Origin of the sequence: Arenibacter sp. F20364, assembly GCF_023015905.1 — a bacterium.
GTDB lineage: Bacteria > Bacteroidota > Bacteroidia > Flavobacteriales > Flavobacteriaceae > Arenibacter.
Genome location: NZ_JALKBD010000005.1, coordinates 125,870 through 151,123 on the forward strand (window position 1 = coordinate 125,870; position 25,254 = coordinate 151,123).

Annotated in this window: 21 protein-coding genes; 18 read left to right on the forward strand and 3 right to left on the reverse strand. The window is 40.3% G+C overall.

Annotated elements, in window-relative coordinates; all coding sequences use genetic code 11:
• Nucleotides 1-26 precede the first annotated feature (26 nt).
• Nucleotides 27-1,094 carry a class II fructose-bisphosphate aldolase gene (gene fbaA, locus MWU84_RS05680; protein WP_246899290.1) on the forward strand — a complete coding sequence of 356 codons (1,068 nt, stop codon included), beginning with the start codon at nt 27-29 and terminating at the stop codon, nt 1,092-1,094.
• Nucleotides 1,095-1,123: 29 nt separating this feature from the next.
• Nucleotides 1,124-1,984 carry an acetyl-CoA carboxylase, carboxyltransferase subunit beta gene (gene accD, locus MWU84_RS05685; protein WP_246899293.1) on the forward strand — a complete coding sequence of 287 codons (861 nt, stop codon included), beginning with the start codon at nt 1,124-1,126 and terminating at the stop codon, nt 1,982-1,984.
• A gap of 58 nt (nt 1,985-2,042) precedes the next feature.
• Here accD and MWU84_RS05690 read toward each other — a convergent pair whose 3' ends face one another.
• Nucleotides 2,043-2,903 (reverse strand): hypothetical protein, encoded by an 861-nt coding sequence (locus tag MWU84_RS05690; protein ID WP_246899296.1) that lies wholly within the window; start codon nt 2,901-2,903, stop codon nt 2,043-2,045.
• A 249-nt stretch (nt 2,904-3,152) separates the two neighbouring features.
• Here MWU84_RS05690 and rpsO point away from each other — a divergent pair, with 249 nt between their 5' ends.
• The 5 genes from rpsO (at nt 3,153) to MWU84_RS05715 (ending at nt 9,947) form a co-directional block, all read left to right on the forward strand.
• Nucleotides 3,153-3,422 (forward strand): 30S ribosomal protein S15, encoded by a 270-nt coding sequence (rpsO, locus tag MWU84_RS05695; RefSeq protein WP_246899298.1) that lies wholly within the window; start codon nt 3,153-3,155, stop codon nt 3,420-3,422.
• A 226-nt stretch (nt 3,423-3,648) separates the two neighbouring features.
• Complete coding sequence (locus MWU84_RS05700) at nt 3,649-5,868, forward strand: polyribonucleotide nucleotidyltransferase (RefSeq protein ID WP_246899300.1); 2,220 nt, start codon at nt 3,649-3,651, stop codon at nt 5,866-5,868.
• Nucleotides 5,869-6,054: 186 nt separating this feature from the next.
• Nucleotides 6,055-6,918, forward strand: a complete 864-nt coding sequence (locus MWU84_RS05705) for a sigma-70 family RNA polymerase sigma factor (RefSeq protein ID WP_117020776.1) — start codon at nt 6,055-6,057, stop codon at nt 6,916-6,918.
• A 240-nt stretch (nt 6,919-7,158) separates the two neighbouring features.
• Nucleotides 7,159-9,360: a B12-binding domain-containing radical SAM protein gene (locus tag MWU84_RS05710; protein ID WP_246899522.1), complete on the forward strand. Its 2,202-nt coding sequence runs from the start codon at nt 7,159-7,161 to the stop codon at nt 9,358-9,360.
• A 293-nt stretch (nt 9,361-9,653) separates the two neighbouring features.
• Nucleotides 9,654-9,947, forward strand: coding sequence for a hypothetical protein (locus tag MWU84_RS05715; RefSeq protein WP_246899303.1), 294 nt, complete (start codon nt 9,654-9,656; stop codon nt 9,945-9,947).
• 122 nt (nt 9,948-10,069) lie between these two features.
• Here the strand turns inward: MWU84_RS05715 and MWU84_RS05720 are convergent, their stop codons facing one another.
• Nucleotides 10,070-11,044, reverse strand: a complete 975-nt coding sequence (locus MWU84_RS05720) for an NmrA/HSCARG family protein (protein WP_246899305.1) — start codon at nt 11,042-11,044, stop codon at nt 10,070-10,072.
• Nucleotides 11,045-11,566: 522 nt separating this feature from the next.
• Between MWU84_RS05720 and MWU84_RS05725 the strand changes: the two genes are divergently transcribed.
• The 3 genes from MWU84_RS05725 (at nt 11,567) to MWU84_RS05735 (ending at nt 14,555) form a co-directional block, all read left to right on the forward strand.
• Entirely contained in the window at nt 11,567-12,802 is a 1,236-nt protein-coding gene (locus MWU84_RS05725) for a DEAD/DEAH box helicase (RefSeq protein WP_246899309.1), read from the forward strand.
• A gap of 101 nt (nt 12,803-12,903) precedes the next feature.
• Nucleotides 12,904-13,563: a ribulose-phosphate 3-epimerase gene (rpe, locus tag MWU84_RS05730; protein ID WP_246899312.1), complete on the forward strand. Its 660-nt coding sequence runs from the start codon at nt 12,904-12,906 to the stop codon at nt 13,561-13,563.
• The gene (locus tag MWU84_RS05735) at nt 13,563-14,555 is read left to right on the forward strand and encodes a YpdA family putative bacillithiol disulfide reductase (protein WP_246899315.1); all 993 of its coding nucleotides are present in this window, start codon (nt 13,563-13,565) and stop codon (nt 14,553-14,555) included. Before rpe ends, MWU84_RS05735 begins: the two co-directional genes overlap by 1 nt.
• 76 nt (nt 14,556-14,631) lie before the next feature.
• Here MWU84_RS05735 and MWU84_RS05740 read toward each other — a convergent pair whose 3' ends face one another.
• Complete coding sequence (locus tag MWU84_RS05740) at nt 14,632-15,663, reverse strand: LacI family DNA-binding transcriptional regulator (protein ID WP_246899318.1); 1,032 nt, start codon at nt 15,661-15,663, stop codon at nt 14,632-14,634.
• A 140-nt stretch (nt 15,664-15,803) separates the two neighbouring features.
• Here MWU84_RS05740 and kduI point away from each other — a divergent pair, with 140 nt between their 5' ends.
• From kduI to MWU84_RS05780, 8 genes are all read left to right on the forward strand, one after another.
• Nucleotides 15,804-16,646, forward strand: coding sequence for a 5-dehydro-4-deoxy-D-glucuronate isomerase (gene kduI / locus MWU84_RS05745; protein WP_246899320.1), 843 nt, complete (start codon nt 15,804-15,806; stop codon nt 16,644-16,646).
• A gap of 18 nt (nt 16,647-16,664) precedes the next feature.
• Nucleotides 16,665-17,459 carry a gluconate 5-dehydrogenase gene (locus MWU84_RS05750; protein WP_246899322.1) on the forward strand — a complete coding sequence of 265 codons (795 nt, stop codon included), beginning with the start codon at nt 16,665-16,667 and terminating at the stop codon, nt 17,457-17,459.
• A gap of 10 nt (nt 17,460-17,469) precedes the next feature.
• On the forward strand, nt 17,470-18,648 hold the full coding sequence (locus tag MWU84_RS05755; protein ID WP_246899324.1) for a DUF4861 family protein: 1,179 nt from the start codon (nt 17,470-17,472) through the stop codon (nt 18,646-18,648).
• A 982-nt stretch (nt 18,649-19,630) separates the two neighbouring features.
• Nucleotides 19,631-21,175, forward strand: a complete 1,545-nt coding sequence (locus MWU84_RS05760; RefSeq protein ID WP_246899327.1) for a pyruvate kinase — start codon at nt 19,631-19,633, stop codon at nt 21,173-21,175.
• Nucleotides 21,176-21,424: 249 nt separating this feature from the next.
• Nucleotides 21,425-21,901: a GNAT family N-acetyltransferase gene (locus MWU84_RS05765; RefSeq protein WP_246899330.1), complete on the forward strand. Its 477-nt coding sequence runs from the start codon at nt 21,425-21,427 to the stop codon at nt 21,899-21,901.
• 442 nt (nt 21,902-22,343) lie between these two features.
• The gene (locus tag MWU84_RS24400; RefSeq protein WP_246899332.1) at nt 22,344-23,210 is read left to right on the forward strand and encodes an AraC family transcriptional regulator; all 867 of its coding nucleotides are present in this window, start codon (nt 22,344-22,346) and stop codon (nt 23,208-23,210) included.
• A gap of 103 nt (nt 23,211-23,313) precedes the next feature.
• The gene (locus MWU84_RS05775; RefSeq protein WP_246899335.1) at nt 23,314-23,892 is read left to right on the forward strand and encodes an OsmC family protein; all 579 of its coding nucleotides are present in this window, start codon (nt 23,314-23,316) and stop codon (nt 23,890-23,892) included.
• A gap of 11 nt (nt 23,893-23,903) precedes the next feature.
• Nucleotides 23,904-25,235 carry a leucine-rich repeat domain-containing protein gene (locus MWU84_RS05780; RefSeq protein WP_246899337.1) on the forward strand — a complete coding sequence of 444 codons (1,332 nt, stop codon included), beginning with the start codon at nt 23,904-23,906 and terminating at the stop codon, nt 25,233-25,235.
• Nucleotides 25,236-25,254 lie beyond the last annotated feature (19 nt).

Genomic DNA, 25,254 nt, shown 5'->3' on the forward strand with positions numbered 1-25,254 from the left:
TTAATTAACTACACTAAAATAAGATTATGGCACACAATATTAAACCAGGAGTTGCAACCGGAGATGAGGTACAGGAAATTTTTAATTATGCTAAGGAAAAAGGATTTGCCCTACCTGCTGTTAATGTTATAGGATCGAACACTATTAACGGAGTTTTGGAAACTGCTGCCAGTTTAAATGCTCCCGTAATTATACAGTTCTCCAACGGGGGAGCACAATTCAATGCCGGTAAAGGATTATCCAATGACGGCCAACAAGCGGCCATTATGGGCGCCGTTGCAGGAGCCAAACATATTCATCAATTGGCCGCGGCCTATGGTGCCACAGTAATATTACACACAGACCACTGTGCAAAAAAATTGTTGCCCTGGATAGACGGTTTGTTGGATGCAAGTGAAAAACATTTTGCTGAAACTGGAAAATCCCTTTTCAGTTCGCACATGATAGATCTATCGGAAGAACCTATCGAAGAGAATATTGAAATATGCAAAAAATATCTTGCCAGAATGAGCAAGATGGGCATGACCTTGGAAATAGAATTGGGCATCACTGGAGGTGAAGAGGATGGTGTGGACAACACGGATGTGGACGATTCCAAGTTATACACCCAGCCTGAAGAAGTTGCCTACGCCTATGAAGAGCTGTCCAAAGTAAGCCCTAAATTTACCATAGCGGCCGCCTTTGGAAATGTACACGGTGTATACAAGCCAGGAAATGTGAAATTGACTCCAAAAATCCTTAAAAATTCCCAGGAATTTGTTACTGAGAAATATGGTGTGGAACACAACCATATCGATTTCGTTTTCCATGGTGGATCGGGATCTACTGTAGAAGAGATACGCGAAGCCATAGGTTACGGCGTTATTAAAATGAATATTGATACCGATTTACAGTATGCCTTCTTGGAAGGGATCAGGGACTATATTCAAGGTAAAAAGGATTATTTACAATCCCAGATCGGTAATCCAAGTGGTGCCGACGAGCCTAACAAAAAACATTACGACCCACGTGTTTGGTTAAGAGAAGGAGAAAAAACGTTTGTTACACGTCTAAAAAAGGCCTTTGAAGACCTTAACAACGTGAATACCCTATAATCCCCCAACCCTAAAAGAAAAGAAAGCTTATGTCGTCTTGGTTTAAAAGAAAGGAAAAAGGAATACAGACTGCCACGGACCAAAAAAAGGATACCCCGAGGGGTCTTTGGTATAAATCACCTACCGGAAAAATTGTTGAATCCGATGAGTTGGCAAAGAATTTTTATGTTAGCCCAGAGGATGATTATCATGTAAGAATAGGTAGTAAGGAGTATTTCGAAATTCTTTTCGACAATAACAAGTTTACCGAGTTGGATGCCAAACTGACTTCAAAGGATCCTTTAAAATTTGAGGACACCAAAAAGTACGTGGAACGTTTAAAGGCGGCCGAAGCTAAAACAGGACTTAAGGATGCCGTTAGGACCGGAATAGGCAAATCGCTGGGCAAGGAAGTGGTTATTTGCTGCATGGACTTCAGCTTTATCGGTGGTTCTATGGGTAGTGTGGTCGGAGAAAAAATAGCGAGAGGCATTGATCATTCCATCAAAAAGAAAATACCCTTTGTCATGATTTCCAAATCTGGGGGCGCACGTATGATGGAAGCCGCATTGTCCCTTATGCAGTTGGCCAAAACATCGGCTAAATTGGCACAGTTGGCGGATGCAGGTATTCCTTATATTTCCCTGTGTACGGATCCGACCACTGGAGGAACAACAGCCTCCTATGCTATGCTTGGGGATATAAATATTTCCGAACCAGGTGCCTTGATCGGTTTTGCAGGTCCACGTGTGGTAAAAGAAGCTACAGGTAAAGAATTGCCAGAAGGATTTCAGACAGCAGAATTCTTACAGGAGCATGGATTTTTGGATTTTATTGTCCATCGCAGGGACCTCAAGAAGAAAATTAATCTTTATATAGATCTAATAGAAAACAATCCTGTTAGAGTATAAAAATTAAAGGCCCTGAAATTATATCAGGGCCTTTTTATTTACTCCATATTTACTCCCCTTACCTATTGAACCGTCTAAGTAAAATTTCCTCGGTCTCCCCATTGGGATAGGTCAACATTCCTTTGGCATCGCAAGTGCCGTCCCCAAAATCGAGGCTCACTGTGGTCTCATTTTTAGAAATCTCCAAGACCCCGCTAACAATAAACCGGCAGGACAATTCCCTGCGCAGGGAGCTTATAGTTTCTCTGGAATAAACATCACCCGCTTTATTGGTATAGGTACCTTTACCGGAAATAAGAAAAACATTATCGGCCCAAAATCCGGAACCATAACCCTCTACCCATTCCCGGGTCCTATTTCCCGTAAAACTAGCTTCACTGCCATCTGGCCATAGACCAGTGTAACTCGCTACTGCATTGGATTGCGGATTGCCATTTTCATTGGAACGTTTTCGCTCCAAGGTGGCGCCCCCTTCTACGGCTACCTCATTGAAGGTAAAATTTTCTAGGGAAAGATCAATTGTCTTACTGGCCATCTCCATATCCTTGGCATAACTTAAATGGATAATTCCGCTGAGTAGATTACCATTGGGCAGCTCACAGCCCTCTCCAAAATCTATGGTGGTTTCTTTATTATCATTAGTGACCACCGTAGTTATGGTAACGCAATCCGGTAGGTAATTGGAAAGAAAGAATGATTTTGAAGTTGCCCTGATCTCTTCAGTAGCATAGACATCTTCACCAATATTGGCAATTTCCTCCGAAATTAAATCCGCTTCATCACTGGCTACCAGTTGGGCCACTTCAATAGAGGTATCCTCTTCCAAAACTGGGGAATCTTCATTGTTACAGGAACCCATTACCAATAAGACCATTAGCAACCATCCTGTTAAGTTCGATTTTTTGAGACTTTTTTTCATAAGTTTTGATTTAAATGTTTACAATAAGAAAAATTTCAATTCTATCGCTGGCCAGCACTAGGATCCGTTACTACCCAATTGGCAATAACATTTCTTTAACGTTTTATAATATGACGATGATTAATTCAAAAAGTTTAATCTACCTGCCAAAAAATAGTACGTTTGCCTATGGTTTCTAAAAAAAAGTCTATCTTTGCGGCCTGATTGAAAATCAATCATGTACATAAAAATCATTAAAATAATATTGGAATGTATTTAACTAAAGAAGTAAAGGCCGAGATTTTTAAGAAACACGGCGGGGAAGAAAAAAACACAGGTTCTGCGGAAGGGCAGATTGCCTTGTTTACCCACAGAATCAATCACTTGACCGAGCATTTGAAAAAGAATCGTAAGGATTTCAACACGGAGCGCTCATTGGTGAAGTTGGTAGGTAAGAGAAGATCTCTTCTAGATTATTTAATTAAGAAGGATATCCTTAGATATCGTGAAATAATTAAAGAATTAGGAATTAGAAAATAATTTACCAAAAGGGGAAAGTTTTACTTTCCCCTTTTTTACAATATCAGCATAATTGTTTCGATTTTGCTGTAAAGTCCTGGAGGTTTACCTTAGGGCACAAACAAAAAGCTTGCACATAGTTTTTCATTGGTCAACAACACACAACTACAACACAACAACAAGTCTATAACAGACGAAAGACCATTGTTTAACAAACCTGTAATGAGACAGGTTTTAATTCGTATTTATGATACCAAAAGTATTTAAAGAGGTCATTGACCTTGGGGACGGTAGGGAAATTTCTATCGAAACCGGAAAATTGGCAAAACAGGCCCATGGTTCTGTGGTTGTCCAGTCTGGAAAATGTATGTTGTTATGTACAGTAGTTTCCAATTACAAACAAAGTGATGTGGATTTCCTTCCACTTACCGTAGATTACCGCGAGAAATTTGCCGCTTCCGGACGTTACCCAGGAGGTTTCTTCAAAAGAGAGGCAAGACCAAGTGACGGTGAAGTATTGACTATGAGATTGGTGGATCGCGTTTTACGTCCACTTTTCCCTAAGGATTACCATGCAGAAACCCAAGTGATGATCCAATTAATGTCCCATGACGAGGATGTAATGCCCGATGCTATGGCGGGATTGGCCGCTTCCGCAGCCATCCAACTTTCAGATTTTCCATTTGAATGTGCTATTTCAGAGGTGCGTGTTGGTCGCGTAGATGGTAAATTCATTATTAACCCGACCAGGGCCCAATTATTGGTTTCCGATATCGACATGGTCATTGGAGCTTCAGCAGATTCTGTTATGATGGTTGAAGGGGAAATGAAGGAAATCTCGGAAGAGGAAATGGTAGAGGCCATTAAATTTGCCCACGAAGCCATTAAAGTACAATGTGCTGCCCAAATTAAGTTGGCAGAAGCCTTTGGCAAAAAAGAAGTTCGTGAATACGAGCCGGAAAGGGAAGATGAGGATTTGGCCAAAAAGGTTCACGATTTGGCTTATGACAAAGTATACGCCATAGCAAAGGCCGGTTCTGCAAAACACGAGAGAAGTGCTGCATTCGACGCTATAAAAGAAGAGATAAAAGCTACTTATTCCGAAGAGGAATTGGCAGATTTTGGGGATTTGATTTCCAAATATTACTACAAGGCGGAAAAGGCTGCAGTAAGGGACCTTACCTTAAATGACGGACTTCGTTTGGACGGTAGAAAAACCGATGAAATAAGACCAATCTGGTGTGAAGTGGATTATTTACCTTCAACTCACGGTTCCGCAATTTTTACTCGTGGAGAAACCCAGGCTTTGGCTACGGTTACTTTGGGAACTTCAAGGGAAGCCAACCAAATAGACATGCCATCGTTTGAAGGAGAGGAAACTTTCTATTTACATTATAACTTCCCTCCATTCTCAACTGGAGAAGCCAGACCTATTAGAGGTACTTCCCGTAGAGAGGTTGGACATGGTAACTTGGCCCAACGTGCCTTAAAAGGAATGGTCCCTGAGGATTGTCCTTACACAGTACGTGTGGTATCCGAGGTATTGGAATCCAACGGTTCGTCTTCTATGGCAACAGTCTGTGCCGGAACTATGGCATTGATGGACGCTGGGGTACAATTAAAGAAACCGGTATCCGGTATTGCCATGGGATTGATTTCCGATAGTGAATCAGGGAAATACGCTGTATTGTCCGATATCCTTGGAGATGAAGACCACCTTGGGGATATGGACTTTAAAGTAACAGGTACTGCAGACGGAATTACTGCTTGCCAAATGGATATTAAAGTAAAAGGATTATCCTATGAAATTTTGGTCAATGCATTAAAGCAGGCCGGAGCTGGACGTTTGCACATCCTGAGCAAATTGGTAGATACAATTGCCGCACCTAACGAAGATGTTAAACCTCATGCACCTAAAATGGTCACCAGAGTTATTCCTGGCGAATTCATTGGAGCATTGATTGGACCTGGAGGAAAAGTAATCCAAGAATTACAAAAAGCTTCCAAAACAACCATCGTTATTAATGAAGATCCAATTACTGAAGAAGGTATTGTGGAAATTCTGGGTACCTCACAAGAAGGTATTGATATGGTTCTAGCCAAAATAGATTCATTATTGTTTAAACCTGTAGTGGGCAGTGCATACGAAGTGAAGGTGATCAAAATGTTGGATTTTGGCGCCGTAGTGGAATATACTGAAGCACCTGGCAATGAGGTATTGCTACACGTATCCGAATTGGCCTGGGAAAGAACAGAAAATGTTTCCGATGTAGTAAATATGGGAGATGTTTTTGATGTTAAATACTTTGGTGTAGACCCAAGAACAAGAAAAGAAAAAGTATCGCGTAAGGCATTATTGCCAAAACCTGAAGGTTTTAAAGAAAGACCTCCACGAGAAGATCGCGGTAGAAATGACAGAGGTAACGATCGAAATAGAGATAGGGATCGTAAACCAAGAAGGGACTAGTTTTTAAAAAACAGTCACTGACTTAAAGCCACGTATTTCCTTTTATATGGGAGAACGTGGCTTTTTTTATGCATTTTAACCAAAAAAGCAAAATAAAACGGACCAATTGTAACATTTCGAACTTTTCAACGTATAACTTAATGCAGCTTATGCTTAATGCACATAATTTAGATAGAAAAAATTTCGATGAGACAGCTTAAAATTACAAAACAGGTTACCAATAGAGAAACTGCTTCTTTGGATAAATACTTACAGGAAATTGGTAAGGTTGATTTAATTACAGCAGATGAAGAAGTAGAATTGGCACAACGGATCAAGGCAGGTGACCAACGTGCACTTGAGAAATTGACCAAGGCCAATTTACGATTTGTGGTTTCCGTGGCAAAGCAATATCAAAATCAAGGTTTAACCCTTCCAGATTTGATCAACGAAGGTAACCTAGGATTGATCAAAGCTGCACAACGATTTGATGAAACTCGTGGTTTCAAATTCATATCCTATGCGGTTTGGTGGATTCGTCAGTCCATCTTACAAGCTTTGGCCGAACAATCACGTATTGTGAGATTACCTTTGAACAAGATTGGGTCTATCAATAAAATAAACAAGACCTTTGCTTTCTTGGAGCAAGCCCATGAAAGACAACCATCTGCGGAAGAAATTGCCAAGGAATTGGACATGACCGTAGAGGATGTAAAACAATCTCTTAAGAATTCCGGCCGGCACGTATCCATGGATGCTCCCCTGATCGACGGTGAAGATTCCAACCTATACGATGTATTGCGTAGTGGAGAATCTCCAAATCCGGACAAGGAATTATTGCACGAATCGCTTAGAACAGAAATAGAACGAGCTTTGGAAACCTTAACCCCAAGGGAAGCGGATGTAATCCGTTTGTATTTTGGATTGGCAGGACAGCATTCCATGACCCTCGAAGAAATTGGGGAAACTTTTGACCTTACCAGGGAAAGGGTTCGTCAAATAAAGGAGAAAGCTATTAGAAGGTTAAAGCACACTTCAAGAAGCAAAATCCTAAAAACATATCTTGGTTAATCCAAACAATTAAAATTTTTGTGCAATCACATATCCCCTAGGAAAGCTAGTGCAAAAATTGTAAATTGTATACAGTAACAACAGTTATCATGACTGTTCGTTTTTTGATTGATGAATAAACTCCGGCTGATTACCGGAGTTTTTTTTGATAAAACATTCATCATCCCCATACCTCATTGGATTTACTATGGGCTTTCCCTAAAACACCCCTATCTTTGTATCCATATCCATAATATTGCCATGGCCAAGGACCTTATTTTAATTACCCCTCCATTTACCCAGTTGAATACTCCATATCCGGCCACGGCTTATCTAAAGGGTTTTTTAAACACCAAAGGTATTAGTTCTTTTCAAATGGATCTGGGTATTGAGGTAATACTGAAACTCTTTTCCAAGGTCGGACTTCGGAATATTTTTGACCTTGCCCAAGAAAATAACTCCATAATCTCCGACAACTGCCATAGAATATATGCTCTTAAAGAGCACTATTTAAATACCATAGAACATGTTATTTCCTTTTTACAGGGCCATAATGCCACCTTCGCAAGGCAGATATGCACTCCCAACTTTTTGCCACAGGCAGCGAGATTTGAACAATTAGACGGTCTGGAATGGGCCTTTGGTAGTATGGGACATCAAGATAAGGCAAAACACTTGGCCACGCTATATCTGGAAGACCTGTCAGATTTTATTGTGGAATGTATTGATGAAAATTTTGGTTTTAGTCGTTACGCAGAGCGATTGGGCAGAAGCGCCAATTCCTTTAATGAACTATACCGGTATTTACAAGGGGACAGTACATATATCGACGAATTGACCTTGGACATTTTGGCCGAGAGACTCAGTACGGTTAAGCCCAAGTTGGTATGTTTTTCGGTGCCTTTTCCGGGCAATTTATACAGTGCGTTTAGGTGTGCACAATTTATAAAACAGAACTATCCAAAAACTAAAATAGCCATGGGCGGGGGATTTCCAAACACGGAATTGCGATCGCTTTCCGATATACGGGTTTTCGATTTCTTCGATTATATCAGCCTAGACGATGGCGAACTTCCCTTAGAGCTATTAAGCATACATTGCCTAAATCCCAAATCGGATGATAACAACGCCCTACTAAAAAGAATATTTTTAACAAAGGATGGTGCTGTATATTACAATAATCTATCCACAAGATCAGATTATAAACAAAGCGAGGTAGGTACTCCGGATTATTCGGACTTGTTACTGGAAAAGTACATCTCCGTCATAGAAATTGCAAATCCGATGCACAGTTTGTGGAGCGATGGCCGTTGGAACAAACTTACCATGGCACACGGTTGCTATTGGGGCAAATGTACCTTTTGCGATATCTCCTTGGACTATATAAAAATCTACGAACCCATTGCGGCCAAACTATTGGTCGACCGTATGGAAGAGCTTATTGCGCAAACCGGCGAAACAGGATTTCATTTTGTGGATGAAGCCGCACCCCCGGCCTTAATGAGGGCCTTGGCACTGGAAATCATAAAACGAAATCTAACCGTAAGCTGGTGGACCAATATTAGGTTCGAAAAGAGCTTTGGCCAGGATCTCTGCAAATTACTAAAGGCGTCGGGCTGTATAGCCGTTTCCGGAGGCTTGGAGGTGGCTTCGGACCGATTGTTGGCGTTGATCCAAAAAGGGGTTACCGTGGAGCAGGTAGCCAGGGTCAACCGTAATTTTACGGAAGCCGGTATTATGGTCCATTGTTATCTTATGTACGGCTACCCTACCCAGACGGTCCAAGAAACGGTAGATAGTTTGGAAATGGTGCGACAAATGTTTCAATTGGGGATATTACAATCTGGATTCTGGCATCAATTTGCCCTTACCGCCCATAGCCCAGTAGGTCTCAATCCCGAAAAATATCACATTATACCGGACTATCAGCATATAACTTTTGCCAATAATGACATCCAGTTCACGGATACCACGGGAATTGATCACGAGCAGTTTAGTTATGGTTTAAAAAAATCCCTCTTTAACTTTATGCACGGCATTTGTTTTGACCATCCTCTGCAGGAATGGTTCGATTTTAAAATCCCGAAAACCACCATTGCACCAAACCATATAGAAAATGCGCTTGCCGAAGAGCCTGTTCTAAACACTAAACCCAATGCCAAAATAGTGTGGTTGGGAAACACGCCCCTCGTGGAGACCATTACAAAATCCAAAAAAGGACATAGCTGGAAACTGCTTAAAATGACTTTTCATGACAAGTCAAGCTACATAAGCATTACTGTAGATTACCAACATGGGGAATGGCTAAGGGACGCCTTGGCCAATATGTTGGTCGCAAATGGAAAAATAGCTACCTATGGCCAGCTTAAAACCGACTTTGAATTGCAGTTTGAAAATTTTGAGCTGTTCTGGTATTCCAAACCTATACAGACTTTAAGAAATTACGGTTTACTGACCTTGTAAACCCGAAAATTCCCTTTCACAATTACGTTAACGATATCACAATTAACAGACTGCCCTTAGATCTAATCAGTAACTTTAGTTGTCCCATCAAATTTAAGCGACTGATAATGAATTTATTATAAATTCAAGATAATTACTTATCAAACCTTTTTTACAAGCCATTACCTCCCCTCAAGATAAGTTTCAAGTACTGCATTTATTGGAATTATTTAGAACCAAGAGGAGTCCAGCAACCCCTTAAAAAAACGGGGCGTAACCGAAAAGCCACACGAGTAGGAAATAAATTCTATACTATGAAAAAAGTTATGGTTCAATTCGATTTCCGTGGCATGACCACAAAACAGTTTGACCAATGTTGGGATGAAATAAGAAAAGCTGGTCAGACCAGCCCCAAAGGATTGCTACACCACCATGCTGCCCCAACGCCTAATGGAATGTTGATTTTTGATATCTGGGAATCAGCAGAACGTTTTGAAGCCTTTGGAAAAACACTTATGCCCATTTTGGAGAAATTAAAAATCCCAAAAACAAAGCCTAGCATTTTTCCATTGCATTATGAATACAATGGCAATTTGGTAGTTCATTAAGAAAAAAGTTCATGAACCACTTCATTAAAAAACATTAAAAGTGAAACGGTTTACAGCAAAAGAAGCATTGAAAAATCAATGCTTCTTCTTTTTAAAACTCCACAAAAAATAATAGTTCTTCCCTAAGCAGTAGCGGCTTCCCCCTTAATGACAGATTCCAATTTTCTTTTATTTTTGGACAACCAGGTGTCAAAGGACATTAATTGTGGATTTAATTCTTTTGTCAATTTTACGTCCCGTGATTTGCAAAAATTATCTTCGAACTCCTTATTAAACTGGAACATATTCCCAAGGTCATCGGCTCCGGGAAAACCAAGTTTCCTGTAGTCATCGGCAGCAATATCGTTGAATCCGATTTCCACTCCCATCACTTTAGTAATAGCTTCGGCCATTTGTTTTCCAGTAAGCTTCTCACTAGCAATCCCCACTGTCTTATTTTGATATTTTTTTCCTGCTTTAAAGATCCCTAAGACAGATTTACCTATATCCTCTGCGGCAATTCCCGGAAGCTTGGCATTGCCAATAGGCATTGTAATTCTCAATTTTCCGTCCATTCCCCTTGTGGGGCCAAGCCCAAAATAAATAAAATTGTCCCAATAGAACGATGTTAACAGCAAAGTATAAGGAACTCCACTTTTTTCAAAGTAGGCATTGGAAGCGCCCTTGGCATCAAAATGCGGAACTTTGTACTTCTCCATCAGGGTCGGCATCCGCTTATCATCTAAAGGAATCCATTTACGGGTATCCTCAAGCGTTGACCATATTACGTGTTCCAACCCCGCTTCCTTGGCCGCCAAAGCCATATTTATTGCATGCTCCATCTCTTTTTCCGGTGAAAAATGTTCCCAAAAAAATGTTACGCAATAAGCTCCGTAAGCACCGTTAAATGCCTTGACAATACTATCCTTATCGTCTACATTGGCCTGTACCACCTCGGCACCCAATTGCTTTAACTCCTTGGCTTTTGGGGAATTTGCGTCTCGGGTAATGGCCCTAACCGCAAATTCCTTTTTTACTTCATTTAGGATTGAGCGGACCAATCCTCCTCCTTGGGCCCCAGTGGCCCCTACTACAGCTATAACTTTTCTATTTTCCATAATAAATAACATTTTAGATTAATCGATCCTATTGAAGTATATCTAGAAGCGAATTACAATTTCCGCGTCCTGGATTATCCGAAAAATAATTCCCATGGACTTTTGAATTTGTCATCAATCACAGTATTACAATTCTTTCCGTATCAATACTTTGATAATTCTAATCGCCAACAATAAAAATATACTAACCAGGGGGAGATTTCTGTCATTCCAAAACAACCAATTTGACAAATGGGATTTTCGGAAGACCATTTTAAAATACGATCCAATGCTCAAGTTGGGCAATGGATAAAACTAAAGCAGCCCTAATTTAATGAATATTGGAATTATATTTAAAATCGGGGCGTTAAGATTAAGCCAATTTTGAACTGTTTTATAAGACAAATTCTTAAAAATCAACTTTCCTATATAACTGATTTATTGAATTTTACAAGAGATAACCCGTTATGAACACTACACCTCTGGTTACGCCCGAATTTACCGTACCTTTGTAAAAATTTCCGGCAAAAAAATGGTATCCATATGAATTTTAAAGAATTAAAGCTAAATAAACATCTTTTAAGAGCAGTCGCAGAAAAAAATTATGACGACCCAACTGCCATTCAGGAAATTGCCATCCCCTTGGTTTTACAGAAAAACGACATTATAGCTTCTGCCGAAACAGGAACAGGAAAAACGGCCGCTTTTGCACTCCCCATATTGCAACTCTTATTTGATAAGCAGGAAACTACGGAAAAAGGCAGAAAAATTAAAGCATTGATTATAAGTCCAACCCGTGAATTGGCATCGCAAATTCATGAGAGTTTTACGGATTATGGCAAGTACACCCATTTAACATCAGCAGTTATCTATGGTGGCACCAAGATAGAACCTCAAATAGCCATGTTAAGAAAAGGGGTGGATATCTTGGTGGCAACTCCTGGAAGGTTATTGGATCTGCACAAACAGGATATGGTCAATTTGGACTATGTGGAAACATTGGTGCTGGACGAGGCCGATCTAATGTTGGATATGGGATTTATAGATGACGTTAAAAAAATTGAGCGTCTATGCCCCAATGAAAAACAGACACTCCTTTTTTCTGCCACTATGCCTTTTAAAGTAGTGCAATTGGCCGATACCATTTTAAAAGACCCCAAGAAAGTAGCCGTAACCCCGACATCTTCGGCTGCGGCCACAGTTCATCAGTTATTGTATTACACGCCAAAGCCAAATAAAATAGAACTCTGCCTCTACCTACTTAGGAATACCATTAAAGGTAATATCCTGATATTTAGACGTACAAAATACGGGGTGGATAAACTGGAAAAAACCCTCCGCAACAACAATTTCAAGGTAGATAGCCTGCACGGCGACAAGTCGCAGGACGAACGCCAAGCAGCATTGGGGAAATTTAAGCAAGGAGTAACGAACATTCTTGTAGCTACCGATGTTGCCGCACGTGGGTTGGATATAGACGACTTGGATGTGGTTATCAACTTTGACCTGCCCAATGTACCGGAAACCTATGTACACCGTATAGGAAGGACTGGAAGAGCCGGAAATACGGGTACTTCCTACGCCTTTTGTTCGGCGGATGAAAAAGGCTATGTAACCACTATTCAAAAACTGATGCAAAAACACATAGAAGTTGTTGAAGACCATCCCTATCCCTTAGACCCCAAGGCCAAGCCCCAGGTACATAAAAGAAAGGGCAGTAAACATAAAAAAGGCAGAAAATCCGCAGCCTCCAAAAAGAAAAAGAAACGGTGGTATTGATCAGAATCGTTTAGAGTTCAACAATATTCAATACGTTATGAGGCATGCCTTGTAAAAATATCAATTCACTACCTTTGTACAAATATTATTAGCAACAAGCAATGGACAAAAAGATTATTGCCCCTTCCCTCTTGGCAGCCGATTTCGCCAATTTACAGCGTGATATTGAAATGGTAAACCACAGTGAGGCCGATTGGCATCACATTGACATTATGGATGGCGTTTTTGTACCAAACATTTCCTTCGGCATGCCAGTGCTTAAAGCCATTGCAGCCCATGCCACCAAAACCTTGGACGTGCATCTAATGATCGTAGATCCGGACCGCTATATAAAGACCTTTGCCGAACTGGGAGCCCATAATTTAACCGTTCATTACGAGGCGTGTCCACATTTGCATCGCACCTTGCAGGCCATAAAAGCGGAAGGAATGGCAGCAGGTGTTGCGCTTAACCCGCATACGAACATTAATTTGTTGGAGGATACCATAAATGATATTGATCTTGTTTGTGTCATGAGTGTCAATCCAGGATTTGGGGGACAATCCTTTATTGAAAACACCTATGAAAAAATAAAGAGGTTAAAAGAACTTATAAACAGAAAAAGTGCCCATACCCTAATTGAGATCGATGGGGGAGTTACCTCTGAAAACGCCAGGCAACTAATAGATGCAGGGGCGGATATTTTGGTGGCAGGTAGTTTTATATTTAAGAGTGATAATCCGACCAAGACCATAAAAGAACTCAAAAAAATAGTAGGATAATGAAGATTTGGGATGTAGTAATTGTGGGCGGAGGCCCTATAGGTATTGCCTGTGGCTTGGAAGCCAAAAAAAAGGGGTTGTCCTATATTATTCTTGAAAAGGGATGTATTGTTAATTCACTCTATAACTATCCGTTGAACATGCAGTTTTTTTCCTCTTCCGAAAAACTGGAAATTGACGAAATTCCTTTCATTAGCATAGAGGCGAAACCTAAAAGAAATGAGGCGCTGGAATATTATAGACGAATAGTTACATCCAATCATTTGAATATTTCCCTTTTTGAAAAAGTAAACTCCATTAAAAAAATTGATGGGCATTTCAATATAGTATCCGAAAAGAATACCTATACCTCCACCAATGTAATCATTGCCACAGGATTCTACGATATTCCGAACAGAATGAACGTACCCGGAGAAGATCTAAAAAAGGTATCCCATTATTACAAGGACCCCCATTTTTATTCCAGTCAGAAAGTAGCCGTCGTTGGGGCCAGCAATTCTGCTATAGACGCCGCCTTGGAATGTTATAGAAAAGGGGCCGATGTATCCTTGATCATCAGAGGGCCGGAAGTTGGCCAACGTGTAAAATATTGGGTAAGACCAGATATTATCAATAGAATTGAGGAAGGCAGCATAAAAGTCTTTTACAATAGTACGGTTAAAGAAATTAAGGAAGATGAAATTATTCTTAATTCACCCTCTGGAACCACAAGCTTAAAGAATGATTATGTTCTTGCCCTGACCGGGTACATGCCCAATTTTGAATTCTTGGAAAAAATAGGAATCCAATTGTCCGAAGATGGGAAAAAGCTTCCACAATACGACCAGGAAACCATGGAAACCAATGTAGAAAATCTATATTTGGCGGGAGTAATCTGCGGGGGCATGGAGACCCATAAATGGTTTATTGAGAACTCCAGGATACATGCCCATATGATTATGGACGATATTGTAAAGAAAAACAAATCCGTCAATTCCTATCAGGACAAGTAAGTTCAATTAACGCATGGTTTTTCATGCTCCCGATCACTACAGGCGAAGAACCTCAAAGCTCTGCTAGAATTCAGAGTTAATGGCTAATATTCCTAGAGGAATCACGTTCAATTAAGGACGACTTTAAAATTGTTGTTTTGGCCATGGCGGCATTGGAATTGGGTGCCCTGCTTATTTCATCCAACAATAACTTTGTGGCTATTTGCCCAATTTGAAAACCCGGCTGATCAATGGTGGTCAAGGAGGGATCTATTATCCCGGAAACAGGCTCGTTACTAAACCCTACAATGGCTATATCATCCGGTACTTTTACATCTTCATTCTTAAAATATTTCATAGCACCTATGGCCGCAATATCATTGGCAGAAAACAACCCATCTAACTTGTAGGGCAAGGAAAGTAAGGTTTTTGCTCCTTCTACCCCATCATTTTCCATGAGGCCGGAACGTATTAGTAGTTCCGGTCTATATGGAATTTTGTGTTTTTCCAAGGCCTTTCTATACCCAGCGGTCCTATTTCTGTAAATGGCCAATTCTTGGGGCCCGGAAAAATGCCCTATATTTTTGCATCCGTTTAGAATTAAATGCTCGGTAGCATCGAACCCACCTTGAAAGTCATCGATCAGCACACTGCTGACACCCTCAATCTCACAATGCCTGTCAAAAAATAGAAATGGGGTACCATTGTTCTTCATGTTCAACAAATGGTCGAATTCATCCGTTTCCATGGAAACAGACAACAACACCCCGTCCACCCTATTGGCCAAAAGGGTCTCCACAAGTTTGCGTTCCCGTTTCAACTGTTCCAAGGACTGACATATCATAACATTATATCCCGAATCATAGGCGGTTTCCTCTATACCCGAAATTACGGAGGAAAAGAAGTGACGGGATATTCTTGGCACAATTACCCCAATGGTATTGGTTACGCTTTTACGAAGATTTGAAGCCAGTAGATTGCGTTGATATCCCAATTCATTTGCCTTGGCCATTATCCTGTCCTTGGTCTTCTGGCTCACCCTTGGGCTATTGTTCAACGCCCGCGAAACAGTAGAGGCATCTATCTTCAAAGTCTTGGCAATATCGTGTATAGTTGTTTTATTTTCCACAAATAATGGGTAACTTGACTTTACCAAAGATACATATTCATAAATACAATCGATTGTATTTCGGTAGATTTTTAATATATTTACATTTTAACTACAACATCGCCCAGATATAGTAAACTAATAATTAGATATTTAAAATCATGAAAAACAATTACGAAGTGAGATATGCCTGCTCTCCCAAGGAGACCAAAGCGTTGACCACAGAAGAACTGAGAAAAGAGTTCCTAATCCAAAATTTACTGGAAGCGGACACCATCAATTTGGTGTACACCCATTTTGACAGATATATCGTTGGAGGGGCCGTACCCGTTAAAACCCCATTACAACTAGCCACTATAGACCCATTAAAATCGGATTATTTTTTGGAGCGAAGGGAGATCGGCATCATCAATGTCGGAGGAGCTGGTTCTGTAACCGTTAATGGTCAGAAATATGATCTGGACTATAAAGAGGCCCTGTATATTGGTAAGGAGAACAAGGAGGTTAGCTTCAGCAGTGAAAGTGCCGATAAGCCTGCCAAATTTTATTTGAATTCCACCCCTGCCCACAAGGTATTCCCTACAAAAAAAATAAGCAGGGCGGATGCAGAGATCGTGGAAATGGGATCTATGGAAACAGCCAATGCCAGAACCATCAGAAAATTGATCGTAAACAGTCTGGTAGAGACCTGTCAGGTTCAGATGGGAATGACCGAATTAAAACCGGGCAGTGTTTGGAATACTATGCCAGCACATGTACACGACAGAAGAATGGAAGTCTATTTCTATTTTGAGGTTCCCGAAGAGCAGGCTGTATGCCATTTTATGGGTCAACCTCAAGAAACCAGGCATATCTGGATGGCCAACAATGAAGCGGTAATTTCGCCTCCATGGTCCATACACTCCGGATCCGGAACCAGCAATTACACCTTTATATGGGGAATGGCAGGTGAAAACCTGGATTATGGCGATATGGACCACTGCAAAATAAAAGACTTAAAATAATTCTAATAAAACACAAAAATGTCATTGAACCTATTTGATTTAACAGGAAAAACAGCCCTGATTACGGGGGCTACACACGGTCTTGGAAAAGCCATGGCTATTGGCCTGGGCAATGCTGGTGCCACCTTGGTCATTAATGGGGCTTCCTCCCAGGAAAAATTGGACAATGCCGTTGCCGAATACAAGGCTTTGGGGTTAAACGCCCATGGCTACCTCTTTGATGTAACCAATGAAGCCAAGGTCATGGAAAATATATCCAAAATTGAAAAAGAGGTAGGGCATATAGATATTTTGGTAAACAATGCCGGGATCATCAAAAGAATTCCCTTGGAGGAAATGGAGGTCGCCGATTTTGAAGCAGTAGTAAAAGTTGATTTGGTGAGTCCGTTTATAGTATCCAAACATGTAGTTAAGAGCATGATGTCCAGAAAGGAAGGCAAGATCATCAACATTTGTTCCATGATGAGCGAATTGGGCAGAAACACCGTAGGCGCCTATGCAGCTGCTAAAGGAGGATTAAAAATGCTTACCCGCAACATGGCTACCGAATGGGCCAAACACAATATTCAGGTCAATGGTATTGGACCAGGTTATTTCGCCACTGCACAGACCGCCCCTATAAGGATAGATGGGCACCCCTTCAATGATTTTATAGTGGGCAGAACCCCTGCAGGTAAATGGGGAGATCCGGATGACCTACAAGGAGCGGCCATATTTCTGAGTTCCAAGGCCAGCAATTTCGTAAACGGACAAATAGTTTATGTGGATGGAGGCATATTGGCCACCATTGGAAAACCAGCCAATGAAAATTAAAAAAGCGGTTATGAAATCACTTTATAAATCAGTTCTATTTTTTATAATGGCCATGCTGTCCGTTTCCTGTTCCGAAAAGGAAACACCCACCATTATTACGGTAAAAAATGTTCTGGACCAAGAGAGGACAACGGAGACCGTAGAGCTCACCAAGGATATGTTGAAGGTGGAAGATCTATCCTCTGTTGGCATTAAGAACAAGGAAACCAATACCCTTGAAGTTGTCCAAACGGTAGATAATGATGGCGATGGCACTATGGATATGATCCTTTTTCAACCCAAAATAGCGGCGAAGGGGGAAAGTAAGTTTGAAGTAGTTACAGTAGAACCGGGAGAAAACCCCTCAGCCGAGGTCTTGTGCTACTCCAGGTTTGTTCCAGAACGTACAGATGATTACACCTGGGAAAACAATAAAGTGGCCTTTAGGGTCTATGGCCCAACCGCACAAAAAATGATAGAGGACAAAGTTCCTGGCGGCACCTTGTCCAGCGGTGTCGATGCTTGGTTGAAGCGGGTAGACTACCCCATAATTGACAAATGGTATAAAGAGGAATTAAGCGGAGTCAGTAGTTACCACAAGGATACAGGCGAAGGCCTGGACGATTTTCACGTAGGCGCCAGTCGTGGTGTTGGAGGTATTGCTGCCAAAGTGGACACTACCTACTACTATTCCAAAAACTATACGAAATGGCGCACCATTACCACCGGCCCCATAAGGACCAGCTTTTATTTGGAATACGCAGCCTGGGACGCTAATGGACAAACCATCAAAGAATCCAGAGTTATAAGCTTGGACCTAGGGCAGAATTTATCCAAATTCAATATCACCTTGGAGGGTGTAGATGATATTTACGCCGGACTCACCCTGCACGAAAAAGACGGCGAAGTTAGCGGGAATACCGAAAAGGGATGGGTAAGCTACTGGCAGCCCCATGGGGATTCCGAATTGGGCACGGCTATCCTTGCTCCTACCAATACTTTTATCGGTTTTGAAAAGTACGATGTTGAAACAAAGGACTTGAGCAATGCCTATGCCCATTTAAAAGTTAAAGACAAGGAAGTAACCTACTACGCCGGCTTTGGATGGAAAAAAAGTGGGCAATTTAATAACAAACAGGAATGGGAGCAGTATTTAAATGCCTTTTCCGAACAGATCCAAAATCCCTTGGAAGTTACCATAACTCCATAGGGATTGCCATTTGACATATATTCTATTGGGCAATACCCTTATGTGCATAGCAATGCCTTGGAGTATTGCCCTTTTTTTAGTCCAAATTTTAACTTCAATTTGTGTTTTCCATCAGAAATAACCCTGGTTTTTTGGGTAAATTTACAAAGTCAATTCCTTTAGGGTAAGCGCATTAGACATCGGAAGGAAACTACCAACCTACTTAGTTTTGGAATTTGAAAAATTATGCAAATAATGGATAATTCTTAAATGATATGTTTTTGCAAAAAATTGGGATTAATATAATTTTTTATGCTTTTTAATTTCATGTTTATTTATTGTAATGAATCGATTAAAACTTAATTTGAAATTATTCTTTCATTTTCTTTGCTTGTCCAAAAAAAACGAAACAATAGAAAAGACCCTTCTTCACTAGGTGGTCCATAAAATCTCGGGATTTAATGGACCGATGCCATGGCCTAAATTATTTCCAAGGCTTCAATAATTCTTTACGGCCATGCCATCTCCACGACGGAAGAAGAACGAACAAACCATAGACTTTGAGGACAATGCTCAAAGGTATTTAATAACAGAAAATGATTTATCCTCACATGACGGTTGACGGAACAAAGGACCGGCCTATTTTCAATTTCATCTTAAATCAAGTGGTTTCTACATTGGTTTATGGAAGCCGTCCAAAGAGCATTTCACCTAAGTGAAAGCGGCCTGGGCGGTGCGGCCGTGGAAAGTACGTAGATTTAAAGAAATTTAAAATCAGCCTAGCGTTTTTTGGTTCGTTTTTTGGGTGATGCAAAAAATGAACAGAACATGAATTCTAGAATAGTCTAATCTTTTTTTCTAGTTTACACCTAACTTTCGAGATTGATTCGACACCACTAATAACATTTCGACGCCCCCTTGAACGGAAAGGGCAAACAAGCGTCGGAGTATTCTAATTAACTTAGTAAGTAAAGGCTTAGTAATTATTTATAAAAGACGCGATATGGACCCACAAAAACTGGAAAGGGAACTCGAAAATATATATGAAACACTTTTAAAACATGAGTCCACCGCGGATAGCATAGCCGCTTCGGTTCATCCACAATATAGGTCAAGTGCCAAGAACCTATATCGCTATTTACTGCTCCGCAGTGTGGACATACGCAAATTACAGAGCGACCTATCCGAATTGGGGATATCCTCTTTGGGCACAGGGGCCGGATACGTTTATGAAAATATCTCCAACGCCCTTAAATTGGTTAAATTACTGAACGGAAAAACTTGGAAAAGGGATACCGACCTCGAAGCCCTTGGGTATACAGGAAGTAAGCATTTATTGATGGATCATGCCAATGACCTCTTTGCCTCCGATCGTGGGGAAAGGGACACCGAAATAATGGTCACTATGCCCGATGAAGCTGCAACCGACAAAAAACTACTTAAAAAATTGCATTCTGCAGGTATGGGCACTGCCCGTTTAAACCTAAGTCATGGGAGTGAAGCGCTTTGGAAAAAAATCCTAAGTAAAATAAAAGCCGTTTCCAAAGATAGTGCACTCCCTATCCATATTTATATGGACCTACCGGGGCCAAAAATTAGAATCAGCAATATATATCTTAAATCGGATACTGGAAAAAAACTGGAAACCGTACCCTTCGTAAAAATAGGTAAGGGAGATAAATTGCTATTGATAAAGGTCAGCTCCCCGCTTATTTCAGGAAAAAATAAAAAGAAAAGCACTCCTTCGGAAAAAATCCTGGTAGAAGTTTCCCTACCGCAGATTATTGATGATCTCAAAAAAGGACAGGCCGTGTTTTTTGATGATGGTACCATAGAGGCCAAAGTAGTTAGCCTCCATGAGGAAACCGCATCACTGGTGGTAAGAAAATCCCATAAGAAAAAATTGAGGCCAGGAAAAGGCATCAATTTACCGTCTACCCATCTCAACCTGCCCTCCCTAACTCCGGAAGATGTACAACTCCTGCCCTTCATAAGTGCCCATGCAGACCTTATGGGCTATTCCTTTGTACGAAATGCCAACGATGTGGCCATCCTCTATGAGGAATTGGACAAATTGGGGGATATGGATTCCGGGGTTGTTTTTAAGATAGAGAACAGGGCTGCGTTCGAGAATTTACCCTCCATACTCTTCAGTGCCATGAAAAGACCAAAAATAGGCGTTATGATCGCTAGGGGCGATTTGGCAGTGGAGATTGGTTTTGAACGTATTTCCGAAGTACAGAACCAAATACTATGGTTGTGCGAGGCCGCACAGATACCCGTCATCTGGGCTACCCAGGTGTTGGATACCATGGCCAAAAAGGGCATGGCTACCAGAGCGGAAATTTCGGATGCCACCATTAGTGCCCAGGCGGAATGTGTAATGCTCAACAAGGGGCCTTTTATAGTGGAAGCCACCAAAACCCTAAAGAATGTACTGGAAAGAATGGAAGCCCATTCCCAAAAATCCAAAAACACACTAAGGGCGCTAAAAGTAGCCAAAACGGGACTTAAGAATATCCATAAAGATTATTCGGTGAAGCATTAAAGCACACAAATTTCCAACTCCCGAACGGAAACTTATGAAGGAAAAGATTTATTAACTTAGACAAGTAAACTAACTCGGGGCAAGCCCGCGAAACATTGAAAGAACCCTGATTTTAGATTTCGACGCCCGCCTGAATGGTACGGGCTGGCAAGCGTCGGAGCATTTTAATCTCGATTATCGAGTAAAAAGAGAATATGGGTATTGGATCATAAATCCGTACGTTAGCATTAATTTAAAAGAAAGACTGAATTGAAAATTATAGAATCACATAAAAAAGAATACACCATTTCAACTGACAAGAATAAATTGGATATTTCCAGTATTCACAAATTCCTTTCAAACGAAGCGGACTGGAGCTACGGAATTCCATTAAATACCCTAAAAGTATCTATTGAAAATTCTTTGAATTTTGGGCTTTATTATAAACACCAGCAAGTAGGATATGCCAGAATAATTTCCGACTATTCAACTATTGCTTATTTAGGCGATGTTTTTGTTTTAAAAGAATTTAGAGGGAAAGGTTTAAGTAAATGGCTCATAAATGAAATAATGCAACATCCTAATCTTCAAGGGTTGAGACGATGGATATTATTAACAGATACAGCCGAATGGCTTTATAAAAAATTTGGATTTACAAAATTGCCCAATCCTGAATTTTATATGGAGAAGCACAATCCAAATGTTTACAATGGTATAGGCAAAACTAATGCCAATAACACCGTATAGGGTCAATTGCTTGTGCTAGCCTACCAGAGAAAATCTCCCTGCTGGTGCGAGCCTACCTAACCGTTAGACAGGCCTGCCTTAGTCAGACGGGCGTTACGCTCGTGCCAAAAGAGCTATTTCCTAAAAATTCAGTGCTGCCATTTAAATTTACCAGACACTCGGAGCTTCGGTATCATCAACAACACAACCATTGATCCATTCGTTTTTTTACACCTAGCCTGCCTCAATTTTGTAAACACTCTACTAGGGTTTCCCCTAGGTTTTACTAATCATCCATATCAGAACAGCCCAAAAAGGACGCTTGTGGCGGCATAGGGTTTCTTCCCTATTGAATTGAAAAATTGGAACAAAAGATTTATTATATTAGTGCGAAAATGGGAAGATAGCAACTTATAACAATATCCGTTTTTTACCTAATAATTTAAAAATCAAAAACAACAGAGTGGTTAACGCATACGAATACTTTAAAAATCATCCAAAATTCAATAAGCTTGTTGGAAATGATTTTTTGTTCGTAGAATACAAATGTCCTCTCAATATTGAAGAATATCAATTGTGGGTGGAAAATCATTTAATCACCTATGTCATAAGCGGCAAAAAAGATTGGATTACCTCAAAAAAAACACATAAACTTACTGCGGGAGACACGCTGTTTATAAGAAAAGGAGTTTATACGACCAGGCAATATTTAGACAGTGATTATTGTGTAATGCTATTCTTCATCAATGACAAATTCATCAAAAGATTTATTACAGAGAATCCATCTTTTAAAAGAGAATCAAATTCCTTGAGGGAGTATAATCAAATTTTCGACATTACTACAAATGATGCGTTTAAAACAATAATAGAAAGTATATTCCATTATTTAGGACAAGGAGAAGACATTCCAAAGGAACTAGTGGAAATTAAATTTAAGGAACTACTTTTTAATATAGTGCTGGATTCAAATAATAAAGAACTGCTTTTATTCTTTAATTCAATAACACAGAACACAAAAACCGATATTGAAAATATAATGATCGAAAATTTTCAGTATGATTTAAAAATAGCTGATTTTGCCAAACTTTGTGGCAAAAGCTTATCCTCCTTTAAACGTGAGTTTAAAGAGTGTTTTAACACTACACCTAGTAGGTGGCTAATCAATAAAAGATTGGAGCACTCCAAAATGCTGCTAGTAGGCACCAATCTTACCGTAAGTGAAATTGGTTATGAATGCGGGTTTAAAAACAATTCGCATTTTATTCAAGCTTTCAAAAAGAAAGTCAAGCTAACTCCCAATAAATTTAAAGCCCTTAAAAAGGAATTATAATTTTATTCCTTGGACTTTTTAGAACATTATTTGAGCTTTTAAGAAATCTCGACTAAAACTTAAAATCAGTCCTTTGTATACGTTAATTACAAAAATTAATTGTATGCAAAGTCAGCCATTTCCATCCAGCAATCTTCAATCAAAGAAAAAAAAATCTGTCGTACATCAAAGACATTTAACTCTTCACGAAGAATATCAAAAAAATCCGATATCTGCTTGGATAACAGATTCCGCAGAGGTTATTGGAATAAACTTACAGGATCCATTCAGAACAACGGTTTCCATCAATGACAAAATGAAAGTTCCATTCAAAATTGGAGTTCATAAAGCTGTTGGTGGTGATCACGATTTTCCTAATCCTGGCGATATGCTCTGCGCCTCCTTGGCTTCTTGTTTTGAGAGCACCCTTAGAATGATTTCCAACAAGCTGGGAATAGAACTCCTTGAAACAACAATAAAAGCAACTGCCCAAGTAGATGTCAGGGGAACATTAATGATAGAGAGATCTGTTCCAGTCGGGTTTCAATCTATGCATATAGATGCATTGATTGTCGCAAAAAACACAAATGAAAAGCTACTAAATACCCTGATAAAAGGAGCAAAAAGGAGTTGTATCGTTTATCAAACAATAAAAAAAGGAATTCCAATTACTTTAAATACGAACGTCAATATTAATAACTAAAAACATACGTTATGAAAACAAAACTCTTTTTTTTAGCAATACTGCTAGGGTTATTTTTTGCCTGCAGTAAAGACGAACCAACGTCTATCAAAGAACCCGTAAAACAACAGAAGCCCATACCAGAAACAGTAAAAAGTAGCGAGAAACAGATTACAGACTTTCGTTTTACGGGTATCGACAACAATGGGGTTAAGGTTGATATTCCAGGGGAAATTGACGAGCAAGCCAAGGCCATTGCCACAAAAATGCCCAGTGGTACCGAAATAACCGCTTTGGAGCCCGTATTGGAGATCCCCGATGCGGCGGTTTACGAACCCTTGGGCCCGCAAGACTTTAGCACCCCCATCAACTATACCGTTACCGCCGAGGATGGTACCAGCCGCACCTACCTAACAACTGTAGAGGTAGCTCTGAGCCAAAAAGAGATTTTACTGCGTATTACCGCTGCCAACCCTAATAGTACCTTGGATTGGAAAGAAATAGATGACCTCAACGATTGGGAAGAGGTGACCCTGGATGAAAATGGCTTAATAGTTGAAATAAATTTATTTAAAAAAAACATTGCGATTGTACCCCCTGAGATCGGCCAATTGAGTTATTTGGGAACTTTGCTTCTGAATCATAATGACCTACATAGCCTGCCCCCTGAAATTGGACAATTAAGTAATTTGCAATTTCTAGATCTGAATTTGAACGAATTAAGTAGCCTGCCCAAAGAAATCGGGCATTTAAGCAGTTTGGAAACCTTGACTTTCTCCAGCAATAGCCTCAACAGCCTGCCCCCAGAATTCGGACAACTGAGTAGTTTACGATTTCTGAATTTGACTAATAATAAACTCGACAACCTGCCTCCCGAAATCGGGCAATTGAGCAGTTTAGAAATCTTGGGCTTACAAGACAATTATTTGTCAAGTCTACCCCCTGAAATCGGCCAATTGAGTAATCTGGAAGGTCTGTTTCTGGATTTTAACGACCTCAGCAGCCTGCCTTCAGAGATCGGGCAATTGAGCAGTCTACGAACCCTGTCTTTGACCAAAAACAACATCAGCAGTCTGCCCTCCGAGATGCGGCAACTGGTTAATTTGAAAGAGTTATACTTGAATGATAATAATTTGAGTCAGTTCAACCATGTGCCCTACATAGCTTCCGGGGACAATACCCCATCCGTCGGTTGTTCTACGGAGGCAACGAATCTAGAGCATTTAGGCTTATTAGGGAACCCTGCCTTGGAAGCCTTGAAGCAATGTATCTGTGACCTAGATACGGATATGGGAGGTACGGTAGATATTGATGTGGTACCCAATTTAGTTCGTTGTGAAGGGGATGTCGTTAGCGGTAAGTAATATAAATACTGCAATAAAA

Bases quoted from the DNA above. Each gene is read 5' to 3' on its own strand.
- fbaA (WP_246899290.1), top strand. From the start codon at position 27: ATGGCACACAATATTAAACCAGGAGTTGCAACCGGAGATGAGGTACAG.
- accD (WP_246899293.1), top strand. From the start codon at position 1,124: ATGTCGTCTTGGTTTAAAAGAAAGGAAAAAGGAATACAGACTGCCACG.
- MWU84_RS05690 (WP_246899296.1), bottom strand. From the start codon at position 2,903: ATGAAAAAAAGTCTCAAAAAATCGAACTTAACAGGATGGTTGCTAATG.
- rpsO (WP_246899298.1), top strand. From the start codon at position 3,153: ATGTATTTAACTAAAGAAGTAAAGGCCGAGATTTTTAAGAAACACGGC.
- MWU84_RS05700 (WP_246899300.1), top strand. From the start codon at position 3,649: ATGATACCAAAAGTATTTAAAGAGGTCATTGACCTTGGGGACGGTAGG.
- MWU84_RS05705 (WP_117020776.1), top strand. From the start codon at position 6,055: ATGAGACAGCTTAAAATTACAAAACAGGTTACCAATAGAGAAACTGCT.
- MWU84_RS05710 (WP_246899522.1), top strand. From the start codon at position 7,159: ATGGCCAAGGACCTTATTTTAATTACCCCTCCATTTACCCAGTTGAAT.
- MWU84_RS05715 (WP_246899303.1), top strand. From the start codon at position 9,654: ATGAAAAAAGTTATGGTTCAATTCGATTTCCGTGGCATGACCACAAAA.
- MWU84_RS05720 (WP_246899305.1), bottom strand. From the start codon at position 11,044: ATGGAAAATAGAAAAGTTATAGCTGTAGTAGGGGCCACTGGGGCCCAA.
- MWU84_RS05725 (WP_246899309.1), top strand. From the start codon at position 11,567: ATGAATTTTAAAGAATTAAAGCTAAATAAACATCTTTTAAGAGCAGTC.
- rpe (WP_246899312.1), top strand. From the start codon at position 12,904: ATGGACAAAAAGATTATTGCCCCTTCCCTCTTGGCAGCCGATTTCGCC.
- MWU84_RS05735 (WP_246899315.1), top strand. From the start codon at position 13,563: ATGAAGATTTGGGATGTAGTAATTGTGGGCGGAGGCCCTATAGGTATT.
- kduI (WP_246899320.1), top strand. From the start codon at position 15,804: ATGAAAAACAATTACGAAGTGAGATATGCCTGCTCTCCCAAGGAGACC.
- MWU84_RS05750 (WP_246899322.1), top strand. From the start codon at position 16,665: ATGTCATTGAACCTATTTGATTTAACAGGAAAAACAGCCCTGATTACG.
- MWU84_RS05755 (WP_246899324.1), top strand. From the start codon at position 17,470: ATGAAATCACTTTATAAATCAGTTCTATTTTTTATAATGGCCATGCTG.
- MWU84_RS05760 (WP_246899327.1), top strand. From the start codon at position 19,631: ATGGACCCACAAAAACTGGAAAGGGAACTCGAAAATATATATGAAACA.
- MWU84_RS05775 (WP_246899335.1), top strand. From the start codon at position 23,314: ATGCAAAGTCAGCCATTTCCATCCAGCAATCTTCAATCAAAGAAAAAA.
- MWU84_RS05780 (WP_246899337.1), top strand. From the start codon at position 23,904: ATGAAAACAAAACTCTTTTTTTTAGCAATACTGCTAGGGTTATTTTTT.